17 protein-coding genes and 1 tRNA gene are annotated in these 14,304 nt (G+C 68.3%); 10 read left to right on the forward strand and 8 right to left on the reverse strand.

Annotation, left to right across the window (positions count from 1 at the left end; all coding sequences use genetic code 11):
• Positions 1 to 99: 99 nt before the first annotated feature.
• On the forward strand, positions 100 to 1,152 hold the full coding sequence (locus AC3QL3_RS03105; protein WP_492896831.1) for a hypothetical protein: 1,053 nt from the start codon (positions 100 to 102) through the stop codon (positions 1,150 to 1,152).
• A gap of 84 nt (positions 1,153 to 1,236) precedes the next feature.
• Here the strand turns inward: AC3QL3_RS03105 and AC3QL3_RS03110 are convergent, their stop codons facing one another.
• Together AC3QL3_RS03110 and AC3QL3_RS03115 are read right to left on the reverse strand one after the other, a co-directional pair.
• Positions 1,237 to 2,130 carry an SDR family oxidoreductase gene (locus AC3QL3_RS03110; RefSeq protein WP_492896832.1) on the reverse strand — a complete coding sequence of 298 codons (894 nt, stop codon included), beginning with the start codon at positions 2,128 to 2,130 and terminating at the stop codon, positions 1,237 to 1,239.
• A gap of 24 nt (positions 2,131 to 2,154) precedes the next feature.
• Positions 2,155 to 2,922, reverse strand: a complete 768-nt coding sequence (locus AC3QL3_RS03115) for an SDR family NAD(P)-dependent oxidoreductase (protein ID WP_492896833.1) — start codon at positions 2,920 to 2,922, stop codon at positions 2,155 to 2,157.
• Positions 2,923 to 3,040: 118 nt separating this feature from the next.
• On the opposite strand from AC3QL3_RS03115, the gene AC3QL3_RS03120 reads away from it, so the two are divergent.
• Positions 3,041 to 3,946: a LysR family transcriptional regulator gene (locus AC3QL3_RS03120; protein ID WP_492896834.1), complete on the forward strand. Its 906-nt coding sequence runs from the start codon at positions 3,041 to 3,043 to the stop codon at positions 3,944 to 3,946.
• Between the two features lie 63 nt (positions 3,947 to 4,009).
• Here the strand turns inward: AC3QL3_RS03120 and AC3QL3_RS03125 are convergent, their stop codons facing one another.
• From AC3QL3_RS03125 to AC3QL3_RS03135, 3 genes are all read right to left on the reverse strand, one after another.
• Positions 4,010 to 4,429, reverse strand: coding sequence for a VOC family protein (locus AC3QL3_RS03125; protein ID WP_492896835.1), 420 nt, complete (start codon positions 4,427 to 4,429; stop codon positions 4,010 to 4,012).
• Positions 4,430 to 4,603: 174 nt separating this feature from the next.
• A tRNA-Met gene (locus AC3QL3_RS03130) sits at positions 4,604 to 4,680 on the reverse strand.
• Between the two features lie 73 nt (positions 4,681 to 4,753).
• Positions 4,754 to 5,215: an OsmC family protein gene (locus AC3QL3_RS03135; protein WP_492896836.1), complete on the reverse strand. Its 462-nt coding sequence runs from the start codon at positions 5,213 to 5,215 to the stop codon at positions 4,754 to 4,756.
• Between the two features lie 166 nt (positions 5,216 to 5,381).
• Between AC3QL3_RS03135 and AC3QL3_RS03140 the strand changes: the two genes are divergently transcribed.
• The 3 genes from AC3QL3_RS03140 to AC3QL3_RS03150 all read left to right on the forward strand — a co-directional run bounded on the left by AC3QL3_RS03140 (position 5,382) and on the right by AC3QL3_RS03150 (position 7,550).
• The gene (locus AC3QL3_RS03140) at positions 5,382 to 5,621 is read left to right on the forward strand and encodes a DUF1272 domain-containing protein (protein WP_492896837.1); all 240 of its coding nucleotides are present in this window, start codon (positions 5,382 to 5,384) and stop codon (positions 5,619 to 5,621) included.
• A gap of 85 nt (positions 5,622 to 5,706) precedes the next feature.
• On the forward strand, positions 5,707 to 6,879 hold the full coding sequence (locus AC3QL3_RS03145) for a phosphoglycerate kinase (RefSeq protein WP_492896838.1): 1,173 nt from the start codon (positions 5,707 to 5,709) through the stop codon (positions 6,877 to 6,879).
• The gene (locus AC3QL3_RS03150) at positions 6,876 to 7,550 is read left to right on the forward strand and encodes an HAD hydrolase-like protein (protein WP_492896839.1); all 675 of its coding nucleotides are present in this window, start codon (positions 6,876 to 6,878) and stop codon (positions 7,548 to 7,550) included. Before AC3QL3_RS03145 ends, AC3QL3_RS03150 begins: the two co-directional genes overlap by 4 nt.
• 28 nt (positions 7,551 to 7,578) lie before the next feature.
• Here AC3QL3_RS03150 and AC3QL3_RS03155 read toward each other — a convergent pair whose 3' ends face one another.
• On the reverse strand, positions 7,579 to 8,187 hold the full coding sequence (locus AC3QL3_RS03155; protein WP_492896840.1) for an NAD(P)H-dependent oxidoreductase: 609 nt from the start codon (positions 8,185 to 8,187) through the stop codon (positions 7,579 to 7,581).
• Between the two features lie 140 nt (positions 8,188 to 8,327).
• On the opposite strand from AC3QL3_RS03155, the gene AC3QL3_RS03160 reads away from it, so the two are divergent.
• Positions 8,328 to 8,939 (forward strand): TetR/AcrR family transcriptional regulator, encoded by a 612-nt coding sequence (locus AC3QL3_RS03160; RefSeq protein ID WP_492898840.1) that lies wholly within the window; start codon positions 8,328 to 8,330, stop codon positions 8,937 to 8,939.
• On the opposite strand, the gene AC3QL3_RS03165 is transcribed toward AC3QL3_RS03160, so the two are convergent.
• Together AC3QL3_RS03165 and AC3QL3_RS03170 are read right to left on the reverse strand one after the other, a co-directional pair.
• A complete protein-coding gene (locus AC3QL3_RS03165; RefSeq protein WP_492896842.1) occupies positions 8,940 to 9,398 on the reverse strand; it encodes a GNAT family N-acetyltransferase in 459 nt (152 codons plus the stop codon).
• 77 nt (positions 9,399 to 9,475) lie between these two features.
• Positions 9,476 to 9,907, reverse strand: a complete 432-nt coding sequence (locus AC3QL3_RS03170) for an organic hydroperoxide resistance protein (protein WP_492896844.1) — start codon at positions 9,905 to 9,907, stop codon at positions 9,476 to 9,478.
• Between the two features lie 149 nt (positions 9,908 to 10,056).
• Here AC3QL3_RS03170 and pyk point away from each other — a divergent pair, with 149 nt between their 5' ends.
• The 4 genes from pyk (at position 10,057) to AC3QL3_RS03190 (ending at position 14,214) form a co-directional block, all read left to right on the forward strand.
• Complete coding sequence (gene pyk, locus AC3QL3_RS03175) at positions 10,057 to 11,523, forward strand: pyruvate kinase (RefSeq protein ID WP_492896845.1); 1,467 nt, start codon at positions 10,057 to 10,059, stop codon at positions 11,521 to 11,523.
• Between the two features lie 99 nt (positions 11,524 to 11,622).
• Positions 11,623 to 12,063: an energy transducer TonB gene (locus AC3QL3_RS03180; RefSeq protein ID WP_492896846.1), complete on the forward strand. Its 441-nt coding sequence runs from the start codon at positions 11,623 to 11,625 to the stop codon at positions 12,061 to 12,063.
• A gap of 16 nt (positions 12,064 to 12,079) precedes the next feature.
• Entirely contained in the window at positions 12,080 to 13,138 is a 1,059-nt protein-coding gene (locus tag AC3QL3_RS03185; RefSeq protein WP_492896847.1) for a hypothetical protein, read from the forward strand.
• Positions 13,139 to 13,233: 95 nt separating this feature from the next.
• Positions 13,234 to 14,214 carry a hypothetical protein gene (locus AC3QL3_RS03190; RefSeq protein WP_492896849.1) on the forward strand — a complete coding sequence of 327 codons (981 nt, stop codon included), beginning with the start codon at positions 13,234 to 13,236 and terminating at the stop codon, positions 14,212 to 14,214.
• Positions 14,215 to 14,304 lie beyond the last annotated feature (90 nt).

A 14,304-nucleotide genomic window follows, 5' to 3' on the forward strand; every position in this document is an offset into this window, starting at 1 on the left:
GTGAAGATCGCGTTGCGGTATCGCGCCGCGATCGAGAGGTGGACGGTTTCCGCGCGCATCGGATGCGCGCGGTCTTCCGCACATTCTTGCGAGTTCGTCGTGCTTAAGCGCCTCTGCCGCCTGTTCGTCGCGCTGTATCCGGCCGCGTTCGCGCACGCCGGTTTCCAGCCGCTCGATGTGCCGGGCAGTCAGCTGATCGCGCTTTCGCACGAAGGTTGCGTCGCGGCAGGCAGCCTGGTCGGCAGTACCGCCGGCGGTTTTCGCTGGTCGGCCGCCGGCGGCGTCGAGCTGCTGCGTGAAGCACTCACGGTCCGCGGCCTGTCCGCCAGCGGGCGCTACGTGGCCGGCTCGCTGCTCGACGAGCAGGCGCGCCAGGTGGCGGCGTATTGGGATGCCGACGGCCGAGCGCATCGGCTCGGCGGTCTGGCCGACTCGTCTTCGATCGGGCAGATCAGCGAGGCCTTCGGCATTTCCGACGCGCCGCGCATCGTCGGCAGCGCGCGCCGAAGCACGCAAGGGCAGGCGGCTTTCGTGTGGACGCTCGCCGAAGGCATGCGCGAATTGCCCGCGCCGCTCGCGGGCGCTTCCGCGCGTGCGCTCGGCCTCGGCGAAGGCGGTCGCATCTACGGTTGGATACAGAGTTCGCGCGGGGCGAGCGGAGTCTTGTGGCAAGACGATCGCGCGCCGATCTTGCTCGCGCCGAACGAGGAGACGGACGCACCCTGGCTCGGCGCCAATCGTCGCGGCGACGTGCTGATCGGCGCATCCGCGCGGCGCGACGGCGAACTTTCGCTCTATCGATGGACGGCCGCCGACGGCGCGAGCAGGTTGGCGGCGAACGGCGCGCCGGCACCGCTGCATCTGCTCGCCGGCAGCGACGACGGCCGCATCCTGGTCGGTGCTGCCGGCAGCGGCGACCGGCGCGAAGCGGTGCTGTGGATCGAGGGGCGATCGATCGTGACGCTCGCGCAGCTGTTGGCCGAGCACGCGATTCGATTGCCGCCGCGTTGGCGGCCGTCGGTGCTCACCGCGATCAGCGGCGACGGCAAGCGTCTGGCCGGTTGGGGCACGATCGACGGCCGCCTCGATTCCTTCATCGTCGATCTGGCGCCGGCCGAAACGGCGGACAGCTGCCGCGCGCGGCGCTCCTAGCTGCTCGACTCGCGCAGAAGAGCGGCCGGCAAACAAAAAGGGAGGGCCGAGTTCGGCGCCTCCCTCGAAAATCCAGTGGCCGCTTCAGTGCTTGGGATGCAGCAAGTCTTCCAGCCCGATCCGGCGCAGCAGCTCGGCGCGCACGCGGTCGGCGACGCCGTTGACGATCTCGGCACCGTCCTGCGACGGATCGATGTGCACGCGGAACGGGCGCTTGCCGAACGGTGCGTCGACCACGCGCACGATCGCGCGCGCGACCTCGCCGGCGTCCGCATCGGCGGGCTCCAGCGCGGCCAGGCCCTTCAGTGCGATCTCGGGAAGATCGGCGGTGGGACCCTTGGCGTATTCGTTCGCGCGCGCTTCGTCGGCCGGTGCGCCGGCATGGGCGAAGTGGTTGGTGCCTTGGGTGAATGCGCCGGGCACGACGATCGAGGTCTCGATGCCCCAGCGCGCGAGTTCGCCGGCGTAGCTGATCGCGACCGCGTCCATCGCCGCCTTCGCCGCGAAGTACGGTGCGAGATAGGGCGGCGTGCCGCCGCGCGTGCTGCTCGAAGACACCCACACCAGCAAGCCGCGTCCCTGCTTGCGCAACAGCGGCAGCGCGGCGCGATTGACGCGCTGCGTGCCGAGCACGTTGACGTCGTAGAGCTGCGCGTACTGCTCCGGCGTGAACGCTTCGGCCGGGCCGAACACCATGTGGCCGGCGTTGTGGATGACGACGTCGAGGCGCGCTTGCTCCTGCACGATGCGCTCGATCGCGCTCTGCGCCGAGGTGTCGGACTGCACGTCGAGTTCGACCGCGCGCAGGTCGACGCGATGTTCGTCGGCATAGGCCTTGGCCGCCTGCACTTGCGCCGCGTTGCGGCCGTTGGTGTCGCGCATGCCGGCGTAGACGGTGTGGCCGGCGTCGGCCAGCGAACGCGCGCTGAGGGCGCCGAAGCCGCTGGAAGCGCCGGTGATGAGGATGACGTGTTTCATGATCGATGCTCCTTGAGAGATGGCTCAGATGAACATGCCGCCGGACACTTCGATGCGCTGCGCATTGATCCAGCGGTTGTCCTCGCTCAAAAGCGAAGCGACCGCGGGACCGATGTCGTCGGGCAGGCCGGGGCGGCCGAGCGCGGTGACGCTGGCGATGAGCGCTTTGACCTGCTGGTTGTCGCGCACCGAGCCGCCGGCGAAGTCGGTTTCGATCGCGCCGGGCGCGATGGTGTTGACCGCGATGCCGCGCGAGCCGAGTTCCTTGGCCAGATAACGCGTCAGTACTTCGACGCCGCCCTTCATCACGGCATAGGCGGCGTAGCCGGGCGTGCTGAAGCGCGCCAGGCCGCTCGACAGGTTGACGATGCGGCCGCCGTCGGCGATCAGCGGCAGCAGGGTCTGGGTGAGGAAGAACACGCCCTTCAGATGGATGTTCATCAGGCGGTCGAAATCCGCCTCGGTGGTCTCGGCGAACGGCACGTGGATGCCGATGCCGGCGTTGTTGACCAGATAGTCGAAGGTGGCGCGGTTCCAGTTCGCGGCCAGCGCTTGCTTGAGGTCGACCGCGAAGGTCGGAAAGCCCGACACCTCGCCGGTATCGAGCGCGAACATGACCGCCTTGCGGCCGAGCGCTTCGATCGCGGCCTGGGTCGCGGCGGCTTCGGCCTTGTTGCTGCGGTAGGTGCCGACGATATCCACACCCTTGCGGGCGAGCGCGATGGCCATGTTGCGGCCGAGACCGCGGCTGGCGCCGGTGACCAGGGCGATGCGGGGAGTTGAGTTCGACATGCGATGTCTCCTGAGGGGGTTGAAAGCGATCCGGGGCTACCGGTGGCGCTAACTTGACACTTCCGCTCTAGGAGATAATCGGGGATGATTCGCGATCATTATCCGGATACGGCGAATAATGGATCGGTTCGACACCATGCGGGTCTTCGTGCGGGTGGTCGAGCGCAGCAGCTTCAGCCGCGCCGCCGAAGACCTGAACCTGCCGGCCTCGACCGCGACCGACGCGATCAAGCGCCTCGAAGCGCGGCTCAAGGTGCGCTTGCTCGAACGCACCACGCGGCAAGTGCGCACCACTCTCGACGGCGAGGCCTACTACCAGCGCTGCCTGGCGATCCTGGCCGACGTCGAAGACGCCGACAGCGCGTTCAGCGCGGCCAAGCCGAAAGGGCTCTTACGCGTCGGCGTGCACGGCACCCAGGCGCGCCACTTCATCGTGCCGGGCCTGCGCGGTTTCTTCGACGACTACCCCGACATCGAGCTGTATCTCAGCGAGAGCGACCGCTACATCGACCTCGTGCGCGAAGGCATCGATTGTGTGCTGCGCGCCGGTGAGCCGCGCGAGAGCGATCTCGCTTCGCGGCGCATCGCGCTGTTGCGCGAAGCCACTGTCGCCTCGCCCGAGTATCTCTCTCGCCACGGCACGCCGACCCGTTGGGATGCGTTGCAAGGCCAGCGCATGGTCGGCTTCCGTTCGTCGGCCACCGGCGGCGTGCTGCCGCTCGAATTCATGGTCGAAGGGCAGCGCAAGACGGTGGCGCTGTCGGCGACTTTGTCGGTCGACGGCGGCGATACCTATCGCGCGGCGGCCAGCCACGGTCATGGGCTGATCCAGGTGCCGCGCTATGCGATCGAGAGCCGGCTCGCGAACGGCGAGTTGGTCGAAGTCTTGCCCGAAACACCGCCTTCGCCGACGCCGGTGTACGTCCTCTATCCGCGCAATCGGCAGCTGAGCCTGCGTGTGCGGGTGTTCATCGATTGGGTGGCGGGGATGTTCGGGCGCGAGGCGGAAGCGGCGAGTCCGTGAGTGCGAATCGAAGCGCGCGGCCGCCGCGCGCGCGCCTGAGAAAGTCGCGCAGCGAGTGCGATTTCAGCTCGCCTTGTCCTCGTGCGGAACCGCCGCCGGATCCATCCACACCATCGCCCACACATGTCCATCCGGATCGGCGAGGTCGCGCGTGAACATGAAGCCGTGATCCTCGGGCGGGTTCACGTCGGCCTGGCCGCCGTGCGCGGCGGCGGTGCGGTTCATCGCATCGACGTCGTCGCGGCTGTCCATCGACAGCGACAGCATGTGCCCGGCCGATCCGGCCGCCGGCAACGGCCGCTGCGTGAAGGTGCGCCACTTGGGGTGCGTGACCAGCATGACGTAGATCGCCTCGCTCCACACCATGCAGGCGCCGCTGTCGTCGCTGAAGTGCGGGTTCCGCTCGAAACCGAGGGCCTTGTAGAACGCAGTCGAGGCTGCGAGGTCGGCGATCGGCAGGCTGACGAAGATCATCTTGGGCATGGAATTTTCCTGTGGGTGGTCAGAGGGGTCGAAGTCTCCGGGTCGGAGGAGGCTTCATCTGGACGACGAACGATCATCGCCCAAATCGACAACCGAGGATGCCTGCTGATCGTCACGCCGGCGGCCAACAAAAAAGCCCCGCCGAACGGCGAGGCTTTTCTCGAAGAATGCGGATGGTGGCTATGGGTGGGCTCGAACCACCGACCCCAGCATTATGAGTGCTGTGCTCTAACCGGCTGAGCTACATAGCCACGAGGGGGCGCGTAGTCTAAGGACTTGTCGCGACGGCGTAAACCTCGCCGCGGCGGCGGCTCCTGCGGCCGTTCAGCGCGGCTCGACGCGGATCGCGGTCTTGACCGAGTTGGCGATGAAGCAGCGTTCGTGCGCGGCTTCGTGCAATGCCGCGGCCGCGGCGGCATCGGGGGCGTGGCCGGCGGCGTAGCCGATGCGCGGGCGCAGCGCGACCTCGGTGATCGCCTGGCGGCCCGGCGCGATGCGCGCCATCGTGCCGACCGCTTCGTCTTCGTAGCGATCGACGACGTAGCCGCGCTCGGCCGCGAGCGAGAGGAACCAGAGCATGTGGCAGCTTGAGATCGCGGCGACGAAAGCTTCCTCGGGATCGACCCCGGCCGGGTCCGACCACGGCGCCGGCACCACCGAGGGTGAGGGCGAGGCGGGCACCACGGCGCCGCCGTCGAAGCGCCATTCGTGGCGGCGCGAATAGCGTCCGGCGGCGAAATCGGCCTCGCCGCGCTGCCAGCGTACTGTGCTCGTGTGGGTGCTCATCGCGCGCTCCGTCGGAGCGCGCATCCTAGCGCCGCCGCGGCCGCGCGATAGGGCCATTGCCGGCGTCGCGCACGCGGCATTGGCTCCTGCCGCGGCGAGTGCACTGGCTGTTCCACGGTTTGCGGTTCGCGGCGATGCTGCGCGCCCATCTTGCGGGAGCCCGGTCATGCTCGAACTGCGCGCACATTGCGAATGCTGCGGTAAGGATCTGCCGCCCGATGCGAGCGACGCGCGAATCTGCTCGTTCGAATGCACCTACTGCGCCGCCTGTGTCGAATCGCGCCTGCACGGCGCCTGCCCGAACTGCGGCGGTGAGCTGCAGCCACGCCCGCGGCGTGCCGCCGCGCTGTTGGCGAAATACCCGCCTTCGGCCGTGCGGCGGCCGCTGGTCTGCGCCGATTCCTGAGCCGGCGGCGCGAGCGAGCATTGCGCGGCCGCGGGGCTGCCGCTGTAATGGCGGGCCGCGATACCGCCCGTTTCAGGAGTTCCCGATGTCCGTCGTCCGCATGAGCGATCTAGATCTCGCCGGCAAACGCGTGCTGATCCGCGAGGATCTGAACGTTCCCATCGAGGAGGGCCGCATCACCTCGGAGACGCGCATCGTGGCCTCCTTGCCGACGATCCGCCTCGCGCTCGACAAGGGCGCGGCGGTGATGGTGACCTCGCACCTCGGCCGGCCGAAAGAGGGGCAGTGGAGCGCGGAGGATTCGCTCGCACCGGTGGCCAAGCGCCTGGGCGAACTGCTCGGTCGCGAGGTGCCGCTGTTGCGCGACTGGCTCGACGGTGTGGAGGTGCAGCCGGGCCAGCTGGTCTTGCTCGAGAACTGCCGCATGAACGTCGGCGAGGGCAAGGACGACGAGGCGCTGTCGAAGAAGTACGCCGCGCTCTGCGACGTGTTCGTGATGGACGCGTTCGGCACCGCGCACCGCGCGCAGGCTTCCACTCATGGCGCGATCCGCTACGCCAAGGTCGCCGCCGGCGGACCGCTGTTGATGGCCGAGCTGGACGCGCTGGCGCAGGCGCTGGACAAGCCGGCGCGGCCTCTGCTCGCGATCGTGGCCGGCTCCAAGGTGTCGACCAAGCTGACCCTGCTCGAGAACCTGGTCGGCAAGATCGATCAGCTGATCGTCGGCGGCGGCATCGCCAACACCTTCATCGCCGCGGTCGGGCACAAGGTCGGCAAGTCGCTGTTCGAACCGGACCTGCTCGACACCGCCAAGAAGATCATTGCCGACGCGAAAGCGCGCGGCGCCGAGGTGCCGATCCCGAGCGACGTGGTGGTCGCGCCGGCGTTCGCGGCCGATGCGCCGGCGACGGTGAAGAAGGTGAGTGAGGTCGGCGACGGCGACATGATCCTCGACATCGGCCCGGACACCGCCAAGCGCTACGCCGAGCTGATCGCCAAGGCCGGCACGGTGGTGTGGAACGGGCCGGTCGGCGTGTTCGAGTTCGATGCGTTCGGCGGCGGTACCAAGACTCTGGCGCAGGCGATCGCCGCCTCCGACGCGTTCTCGATCGCCGGCGGTGGCGACACCTTGGCCGCGATCGAGAAGTACGGCGTCGAGGATCGCGTTTCCTACATCTCGACCGGCGGCGGCGCCTTCCTCGAATTTCTCGAAGGGAAGGAGCTGCCGGCGGTCGCCGCGCTGAAGGCACGCGCGTGAAGCTCGCCCTGTTCGATCTCGACGGCACCCTGATCGATTCGGAAGAGGGCATCGTCCGCTCGGTCGAATACGCGCTGGAGAAACTCGGCGCCGTGGCGCCGTCGCGCGCCGAACTGCGCGGCTGGATCGGCCCGCCCTTGCGCGTGACGTTTCCGCGCGTACTCGGCGACGATCCGGCGTTGACCGAACGCGCGGTCGAGTTGTATCGCGAGCGCTATTCGGCCGTCGGCTGGAGCGAGCACGTCGTCTACGCCGGCATCGGCGCGGCGATCGAAGCCTTGGCCGCGGCCGGTACGAGCTTGGCGGTGGTGACGTCGAAGGCCACCTTGTACGCGCCGCGCATCGTCGCGAGCCTGCCGTTCGGCGCCGCGTTCGCGCGCGTCTACGCGGTGCCGCCCGACAGCGCGCACAGCGAGAAGGCGACGATGATCGCGCAGGCGCTGGCTGATTTCGGCGTGGCGCCGGAGGCGGCCGCGATGGTCGGCGACCGTCATTTCGACATCGAAGGCGCACGCGCGAACGGTGTGCGCGCGATCGGCGTCGGCTGGGGCTTTGGCACGCGCGAGGAACTGCTCGACGCCGGCGCCGACGCGATCGCCGAGGTGCCGGCGCAGCTGGTGCCGCTGCTGCGCGCGCCCGCGCCGGACGAATCGGCGCGTTCCGTCGCCTAGCTTTGCGTCGAGCGTCGCCGCTGCGCGCTCATGCGGCGGCAGCGATCTCGCCGCGTGTCGCGGCGAACAGACGCGCGCCGATCGCGTGCGCGTGATCGAGTTGCGAGTCGGCCGAACCGTTCGCGTGCAGCAGCAGTTCGGAGGTCGCCACGCGCGCGCCGCAGTAGTCGAAGATGCCGTGGTCGATCTGCGTTTTCATCGCGCCGAAATAGGCGTGCCGCGCATAGGTGCGCAGGTCGGCGCCGCCGAGCGCGAGCAGATGCACCGGCAGCCGGCGCAAGCGCTTGACCAGGCCGCCCTCGGCGCTTTCGTCGTAGGCCCAGCCGTTGGCGAACACGCGATCGATCCAGCCTTTGAGCAGGGCCGGCATCGACCACCAATAGACCGGATAGACCAAGACGAGCGCATCGGCGCGGTCGATGCGCGCCTGCTCGGCGAGCACGTCGGCGGCGGGCGCCGCTTCGCGCCGATGCACGGCGAGGTCGTTGGCGCCGAAGCGCGGATCGAAGCCTTCCGCGGCGAGATCGGCGATCTCGAACGAATGGCCGGTCGAAGAGACTCCGTTCGCGACCGCGGCGGCGACGGCGTGAGTGAGCGAGGCGGGATCGGGATGCGCGAGTACGATCAGCGCGTGCATGAGGGGAACTCCGGTTCGATTGCGGGCGCCGGTGGCGGCCCGTACACTTCAAGCTACTTTTGGTAAGTTACTTTCGGTATATAAGCGTGTCAAGCCGCGATTCCAACAAGAAGTCGGCCGCAGTGCCCGTGCGGCAGCGCATGACGCGCGAAGATCGCCGCCGCCAGCTGCTCGACGTCGCCTGGCAGCTGATCCGCGGCGAGGGCACGGAGGCCCTGTCGCTGGGGCGATTGGCCGAGCAATCGGGCGTGACCAAGCCGGTCGTCTACGATCATTTCCAAACGCGGCAGGGCCTCTTGGCCGAGCTGTATCGCGAATACGACGCGCGGCAGACGGCCTTGATGGATGCGGCGCTGGCGGCGAGCCGCGCGACCCTGCCCGAGCGCGCCGCGGTGATCGCTTCTTCGTACGTCGATTGCGTGTTGCAACAGGGGCGCGAGATTCCGGGCGTGATCGCGGCGCTGGCCGGTTCGCCCGAACTCGAGCAGATCAAGCGCGATTACGAAGTCGCCTTCATCGGCCGCTGCCGCGCCATGCTCGGCCCGTTCGCAGGCATGGGCACGATCGCGGCGGCCGGCTTGTGGGGCATGCTCGGCGCCGCCGAAGCCTTGTCGCACGCGGCCGCGGTCGGCGAGATCAGTGCCGCGCAAGCGCGCGACGAACTGCGCGAAACGATCGTCGCGATGGTGACGCGCAGCGCGCGCCATGCAGCGCCGCGCAAAACCGGCCGCGCACCGCCGCGTCGCCGCTGATCAGCCGTCGGTCGCAGCCAGCGTCATGTGGATCAAGGGAAACGGTTTGCCCTGGCCGTCGAGCGACGAGCGGCCGATCGCGCGGAAACCCATGCGCTCGTAGAAACCGATCGCTTGCGGGTTTTGCTCGTTGACATCGACCTTGCTCGCGCCGAGTTCGTCGACGGCGTAGCGAACGAGCTGGCGCCCGACGCCGCTGCCGCGGCTTTCCGGCGCGACGAACAACATTTCGATGTTGCCTTCGAGCACGCCGATGAAGCCTTCGATGCTTCCGCGCTCGTTCGTGCAGGCGCGCAAAGTCACCGCCTGCAGATAGTCGTGGCGAATCTTCGGGCGCAGAAACGCGATGTCGGCCTCGCCGAGAAAATCGTGCGTGGCGCGCACGGACGCTTCCCAGACTTCGGTGAGGCGGTCGTAGTCGGCGTCGGTGACGGTATCGATGCGGTTGGTCGAAATCATTGCGGTGAAAGAGATTACGTACAGACAGTCGCTGCCTGCGGCCGCCACCGATCCGGCGGCGGCCGCGGGCGCGCGAATCAGACCAGGGTGATCTTCACGTCGACATTGCCGCGCGTCGCATGCGAGTACGGGCAGATGTCGCGGTGCGCCGTGTCGACCAAGTCTTGCGCGACGGCGCGATCGAGACCGGGCAAGTTGACCTCCAATTCCACCGCGATGCCGAAGCCGGTCGGCTCGCGCGGACCGATGCCGACGTGGCCGGTGACGCTGGTGTCGGCCGGCACTGCGACCTTCTTCTGGCCGGCGACGAAGCGCATCGCGCCTTCGAAGCAGGCCGCATAGCCGGCCGCGAACAGCTGCTCCGGATTGCTGCCGGCGCCGCCGGGGCCGCCGAGTTCCTTCGGCACCTTGAGGTCGAAGTCGAGCACGCCGTCGCTGCTCTTGATGTGGCCGGCGCGGCCGCCCTTGGCGGTGGCGGTGGCGGTGTAGAGGATCTTGTTGATGCCCATGATGACTCCTTCGTTCGTGGCGGTGACGGAAACGTTACGCCCACATTGTGACGCCTGCGACGGTTCGCAACACGTGCAGGCGTGCGGTCGCGAGCCTCGCGTATGATCGGGCGGATACGCGTTCCAAGCCTGTCCCGGAGACCTCGCACGTGCAAGCGCAATTGCGTCGAACCAAGATCATCGCCACGCTCGGACCGGCCACCGACGCGCCCGGCGCGTTGAAGCGGCTGCTCGCCGAAGGTGTCGACGTCGTGCGCCTCAATCTTTCGCACGGCACGCACGACGACCATCGCGCGCGCGCCGCTGCGGTGCGTGCGGCCGCGGCCGAACTCGGCCACGAGGTCGGCGTGCTGGCCGACCTGCAGGGACCGAAGATCCGCGTCGAGCGTTTCGCCAACGGGCCGATCCAGCTCGAGCTGGGCCAGGATTTCGTGCTCGACTGCCGCCCCGACGCGCCGGCCGGCGACGGCGGCCGCGTCGGCGTCAGCTATCACGAGCTCTGGCAGGACGTGAAGCCGGGCGACGTGCTGCTGCTCGACGACGGTTTGATTTCGCTCGAAGTGGTCGACGTCACCGCGCAAACGGTGCGTTGCCGCGTGCTCGCCGGCGGCCGCTTGTCCGATCGCAAGGGCATCAATCGCCTCGGCGGCGGCCTCACCGTGGCCGCGCTGTCGGACAAGGACCGCGCCGACATCCGCCTCGCCGCCGAACTCGAAGCGGACTTCCTCGCTGTCTCCTTCGTCAAGACCGCCGACGACGTCGAAACCGCGCGCGCGCTGCTGCGCGAGGCCGGCGGCGGCGCCAGCCTGGTCGCCAAGATCGAGCGCGCCGAGGCGATCGAGAACCTGAGCGCGATCGTCGAGGTGTCCGATGCGGTGATGGTCGCGCGCGGCGATCTCGGCGTGGAAATCGGCGACGCCGAACTGCCGGGCCTACAGAAGAAGATCATCCGCGAGGCGCTGCTGCGCAAGCGCATCGTGATCACCGCGACGCAGATGATGCAGTCGATGGTCGAGTCGCCGATCCCCACGCGCGCTGAAGTGCTCGACGTCGCCAACGCGGTGATCGACGGCACCGACGCAGTGATGCTGTCGCAGGAAACCGCCGCCGGCCGCCATCCGGATAAGGCGGTCGCGGCGATGCGCCGCGTCTGTCTCGGCGCCGAACGCCAGTTCGAACCGCAGGAAGACCTCAGCCCCGGCACCCACGGTCTCGATCGCACCGATCAGGCCATCGCGCTCGCCGCGATGTTCCTGGCCAACCAGATCGGCGTGCGTGCGCTGATCGCGCTGACCGAATCGGGCGGCACCGCGCAATGGCTGTCGCGCTACCGCTCGACCGTGCCGATCTATGCGCTGTCGCGCAACGCCGCCGCGCGCCGGCGCATGCTGCTCTACCGCGACGTGCACCCGGTCGAGTTCGACGCGCGCGGTGTCGGCCCGACCCAAGCCGCGCGCGAAGCGGTGCTGCATCTTTTCCGGCTCAGCCATCTCGCGGTCGAAGATCGCGTCATCGTCACCACCGGCGACCACACCGGCCAGCTCGGCGGCACCAATACGCTGAAGCTGCTCAAGGTCGGCCAAGGCGGTCTCGCCGAGGGGCTGGGCGACTTGTAGCGAATCGATGCACAAACGTGCCGACGACGTCCGGAGATTCATCGTCTGTCCGTACAATGACCCCGCCACATTTCGGATGGCGATGCGGGAGGAACCGTCATGAAGCGATTCGCAATTTCGCTGTTCGCGCTCGCCGCTGCCACCAGTGCATCGGCGCAATCGACCTTGCCGCCGCGCGTGGTGCCGGCCGATAAGCTCGCCGGCTATTGGCAGATGGACAATTCATCGGTGCAGGCCGACGCGCCGAACTACGGCAAGAACATCCAGCAGCCGGGCTGCGCCACGGTCTCGTTCGTGGTCGAGAAAGACGGCAGCACCAGCACGGTCAAGGTGCAGAAAGTCGCGCCGGAAGGTGATCTGGGCAAGATCGCGGCGAGCGCGGCCTCGCATCTGCGCTTCGAGCCGACCGTCTCCAATTCCGGTCGCGAACGTGTCTTCAGCTGGCTGATTTTTCCGTTCAACCTGCCGGCCGACGCCGCCACGCGCACGGCAGTGATGCAGCGCTGCGCGGTCGACACGCTCGATTGGAAAGACCACTGACACGGAAGCGATGCGGATGAGGCACTCGGTAACGCCGCGCGGGCTGGCCTGCGCGATCCTGTTCGCGATCGCGCCGCCGCTGTCGGCCGCGACGCTAGAAATTCATCCGTACCTGCGCGAAGGCGACAGCGCCGATTTGATCGTGCTGGTCGACGGCAAACAGGCTTGCGCGATCAAGATCGCCAAAGCCGGCGCGGACGTGCACAAGACGCCGGCCTGCCGCTTCGAACTGCCGGCGTCGGCGGCGAAGCTCGGCGTGCGCGGCGCGTACGAGGGCGTGCGCTGGAACAGCGGCAAGCGCTACCGCTTCGAGGGCGAGCAGAGCTGGCCCTTGCTCGATTTCGCGCCGGTCAGTCGCCGCCTGACGCAAGCGGGCAAGCCCTACGGCGAGCGCATGGCCGATTTCATCGCAGCGGCGAAGGCGTTCGCCGGCAAGCAGATCGGTGCGCTGCGCGCGAGTGCATTGCGAGCCGACAAGCCGGTCGACGCGGCCGCGATCGCCGCGGCGGAAAAGCGGCTCGGCTATGCGCTGCCGGCCGAGTTCGTCTCGATCCAGCGCACGGTCGGCGCGTTCGAGATCGACGACAGCAGTTTGACGACGATCGAGCAGATCGCCGATGCCGATACGCAGATGCGCAAGTTCTGGGGTACGCCGGAAGAGGCGATGCAGGCGTCGTACTCGGAAAAGCAACGCGCCAATCTGCGCGCCAGCACCTTGTTGTTCACCGAAGTCGGCGACGGTCTCGGCGGCCTGCGCTACCGGCCGCCGCCGAGCCAGACCTGCGGCGAGCAGCCGTACTACCAGTGGATCTCGCAGGAAGGCGGCGACACCGCGCTCAAATATCCCGACGGCCGCTGCATGGATTTCGCCGCGGCACTGCGCTGGTTGCTCGAGGGATTTTTGATCGACGGCTACGCCGACGAGCTGGCCTCGGAGAAAGACGTCTTGCTGGTCGACAGCTCGGTCGGTACGCAGTCGCTGGCCTTGAACACCGCGGACGAACGCTTCGCGGTCCAGCTGGCCGTGCGCTGGCAAGGGCCCTACGGGCTCTTGAGAGCGCCGGGCGCGCCGTGAGATCGCGGATGCATCGCAAGCTTTCGTAGCGGCGGTGTGCAAAACATTTCGATAGGCACGCTGTTGCGCTGGCCGTCGCAGCGCCGGGGAGCCGCTTGGACATTCATCTCTACCTGCAAGCCGACAGCAGCGTCGACTTCAGCCTGATACTCGACGACAAGGAAGTGTGCGCGATCAAGATCGCGCACACCGACGACGACACGCACAAGACCGCCGTCTGCCGTTTCGAACGGCCGGCGTCGGCCTCGACGCTGAGCCTGCGCGGCAGCTACGAAGGTGTGCACTGGCGTACGAAGCAGCGCTATCGCTACGAAGGCGAGCGGAGCTGGCCCCTGCTCGACTTCGGCCCGGTTGGCACCCGCTTGACGCAAGCGGGCAAGCCTTACGGCGAGCGCATGGCCGACTTCATCGCGGCGGCGAACGCATTCGCCGGCGAGCACCTCGGCTCCGACTACGCGAGTCGATTCGAAACCGGCACGCCGGCCGATGCGGCCGCGATCGCGGCGGCGGAAGAGCGGCTCGGCTATGCGCTGCCGGCCGAGTTCGTTTCGACCCAGCGCACGCTCGGCGCGTTCCAGTACGGCGACCACGGCTTGATCGGGATCGAACAGATCGCCGATGCCGAGACGCAGTTGCGCAGGTTCTTGGGTGAGTCCGAGGAGACGCTGCGCGAAGGCTACTCCGAACCGATGCGCGCCAATCTGCGCGCAAGCACCTTGCTGTTCGTCGAAGCCGGCGACGGCTACGGCGCTTTGCGCTATCGGCCGCCGCCGAATGAGAGCTGCGGCGAGCGGCCGTACTACCAGTGGTTCGCGCAGGACGGCAGCCGCATCGCGCTCAAGCAAGCCGACGGTCGCTGCATGGACTTCACCGCCGCGATGCGCTGGTTGCTCGAGGGCTTGGTGATCGACGGCTACGCGGACGAGGCGGTGTCCGAGCACGGCATTCTGCTGGTCGATTCCTCCGAGCCGGGCCAATCGCTCGCGCTCAAGACCGGCGAAGATCGCTTCGAGGTGCAGCTGAGCGTGCGCTGGCAGGGGCCGCACGGCCTGCGCCGCCGCCCGGACCTGGCGTAAGTCGCGGGCGCCGAACGCTTCGCACGGAACTGGCCTATACTTCCGGCCCCCAATTCCGACCCCGGCCGGCGCGAGCTGCGGCCGCGGCGC

The sequence above is a fragment of the Dokdonella sp. GW821-FHT11D02 genome (assembly GCF_058808595.1).

What these genes read in the sequence shown, in the direction of transcription:
- AC3QL3_RS03110 (WP_492896832.1), bottom strand. Translation starts at nt 2,130, where the DNA reads ATGAAACACGTCATCCTCATCACCGGCGCTTCCAGCGGCTTCGGCGCC.
- AC3QL3_RS03115 (WP_492896833.1), bottom strand. Translation starts at nt 2,922, where the DNA reads ATGTCGAACTCAACTCCCCGCATCGCCCTGGTCACCGGCGCCAGCCGC.
- AC3QL3_RS03120 (WP_492896834.1), top strand. Translation starts at nt 3,041, where the DNA reads ATGGATCGGTTCGACACCATGCGGGTCTTCGTGCGGGTGGTCGAGCGC.
- AC3QL3_RS03125 (WP_492896835.1), bottom strand. Translation starts at nt 4,429, where the DNA reads ATGCCCAAGATGATCTTCGTCAGCCTGCCGATCGCCGACCTCGCAGCC.
- AC3QL3_RS03135 (WP_492896836.1), bottom strand. Translation starts at nt 5,215, where the DNA reads ATGAGCACCCACACGAGCACAGTACGCTGGCAGCGCGGCGAGGCCGAT.
- AC3QL3_RS03140 (WP_492896837.1), top strand. Translation starts at nt 5,382, where the DNA reads ATGCTCGAACTGCGCGCACATTGCGAATGCTGCGGTAAGGATCTGCCG.
- AC3QL3_RS03145 (WP_492896838.1), top strand. Translation starts at nt 5,707, where the DNA reads ATGTCCGTCGTCCGCATGAGCGATCTAGATCTCGCCGGCAAACGCGTG.
- AC3QL3_RS03155 (WP_492896840.1), bottom strand. Translation starts at nt 8,187, where the DNA reads ATGCACGCGCTGATCGTACTCGCGCATCCCGATCCCGCCTCGCTCACT.
- AC3QL3_RS03160 (WP_492898840.1), top strand. Translation starts at nt 8,328, where the DNA reads ATGACGCGCGAAGATCGCCGCCGCCAGCTGCTCGACGTCGCCTGGCAG.
- AC3QL3_RS03165 (WP_492896842.1), bottom strand. Translation starts at nt 9,398, where the DNA reads ATGATTTCGACCAACCGCATCGATACCGTCACCGACGCCGACTACGAC.
- AC3QL3_RS03170 (WP_492896844.1), bottom strand. Translation starts at nt 9,907, where the DNA reads ATGGGCATCAACAAGATCCTCTACACCGCCACCGCCACCGCCAAGGGC.
- AC3QL3_RS03180 (WP_492896846.1), top strand. Translation starts at nt 11,623, where the DNA reads ATGAAGCGATTCGCAATTTCGCTGTTCGCGCTCGCCGCTGCCACCAGT.
- AC3QL3_RS03185 (WP_492896847.1), top strand. Translation starts at nt 12,080, where the DNA reads ATGAGGCACTCGGTAACGCCGCGCGGGCTGGCCTGCGCGATCCTGTTC.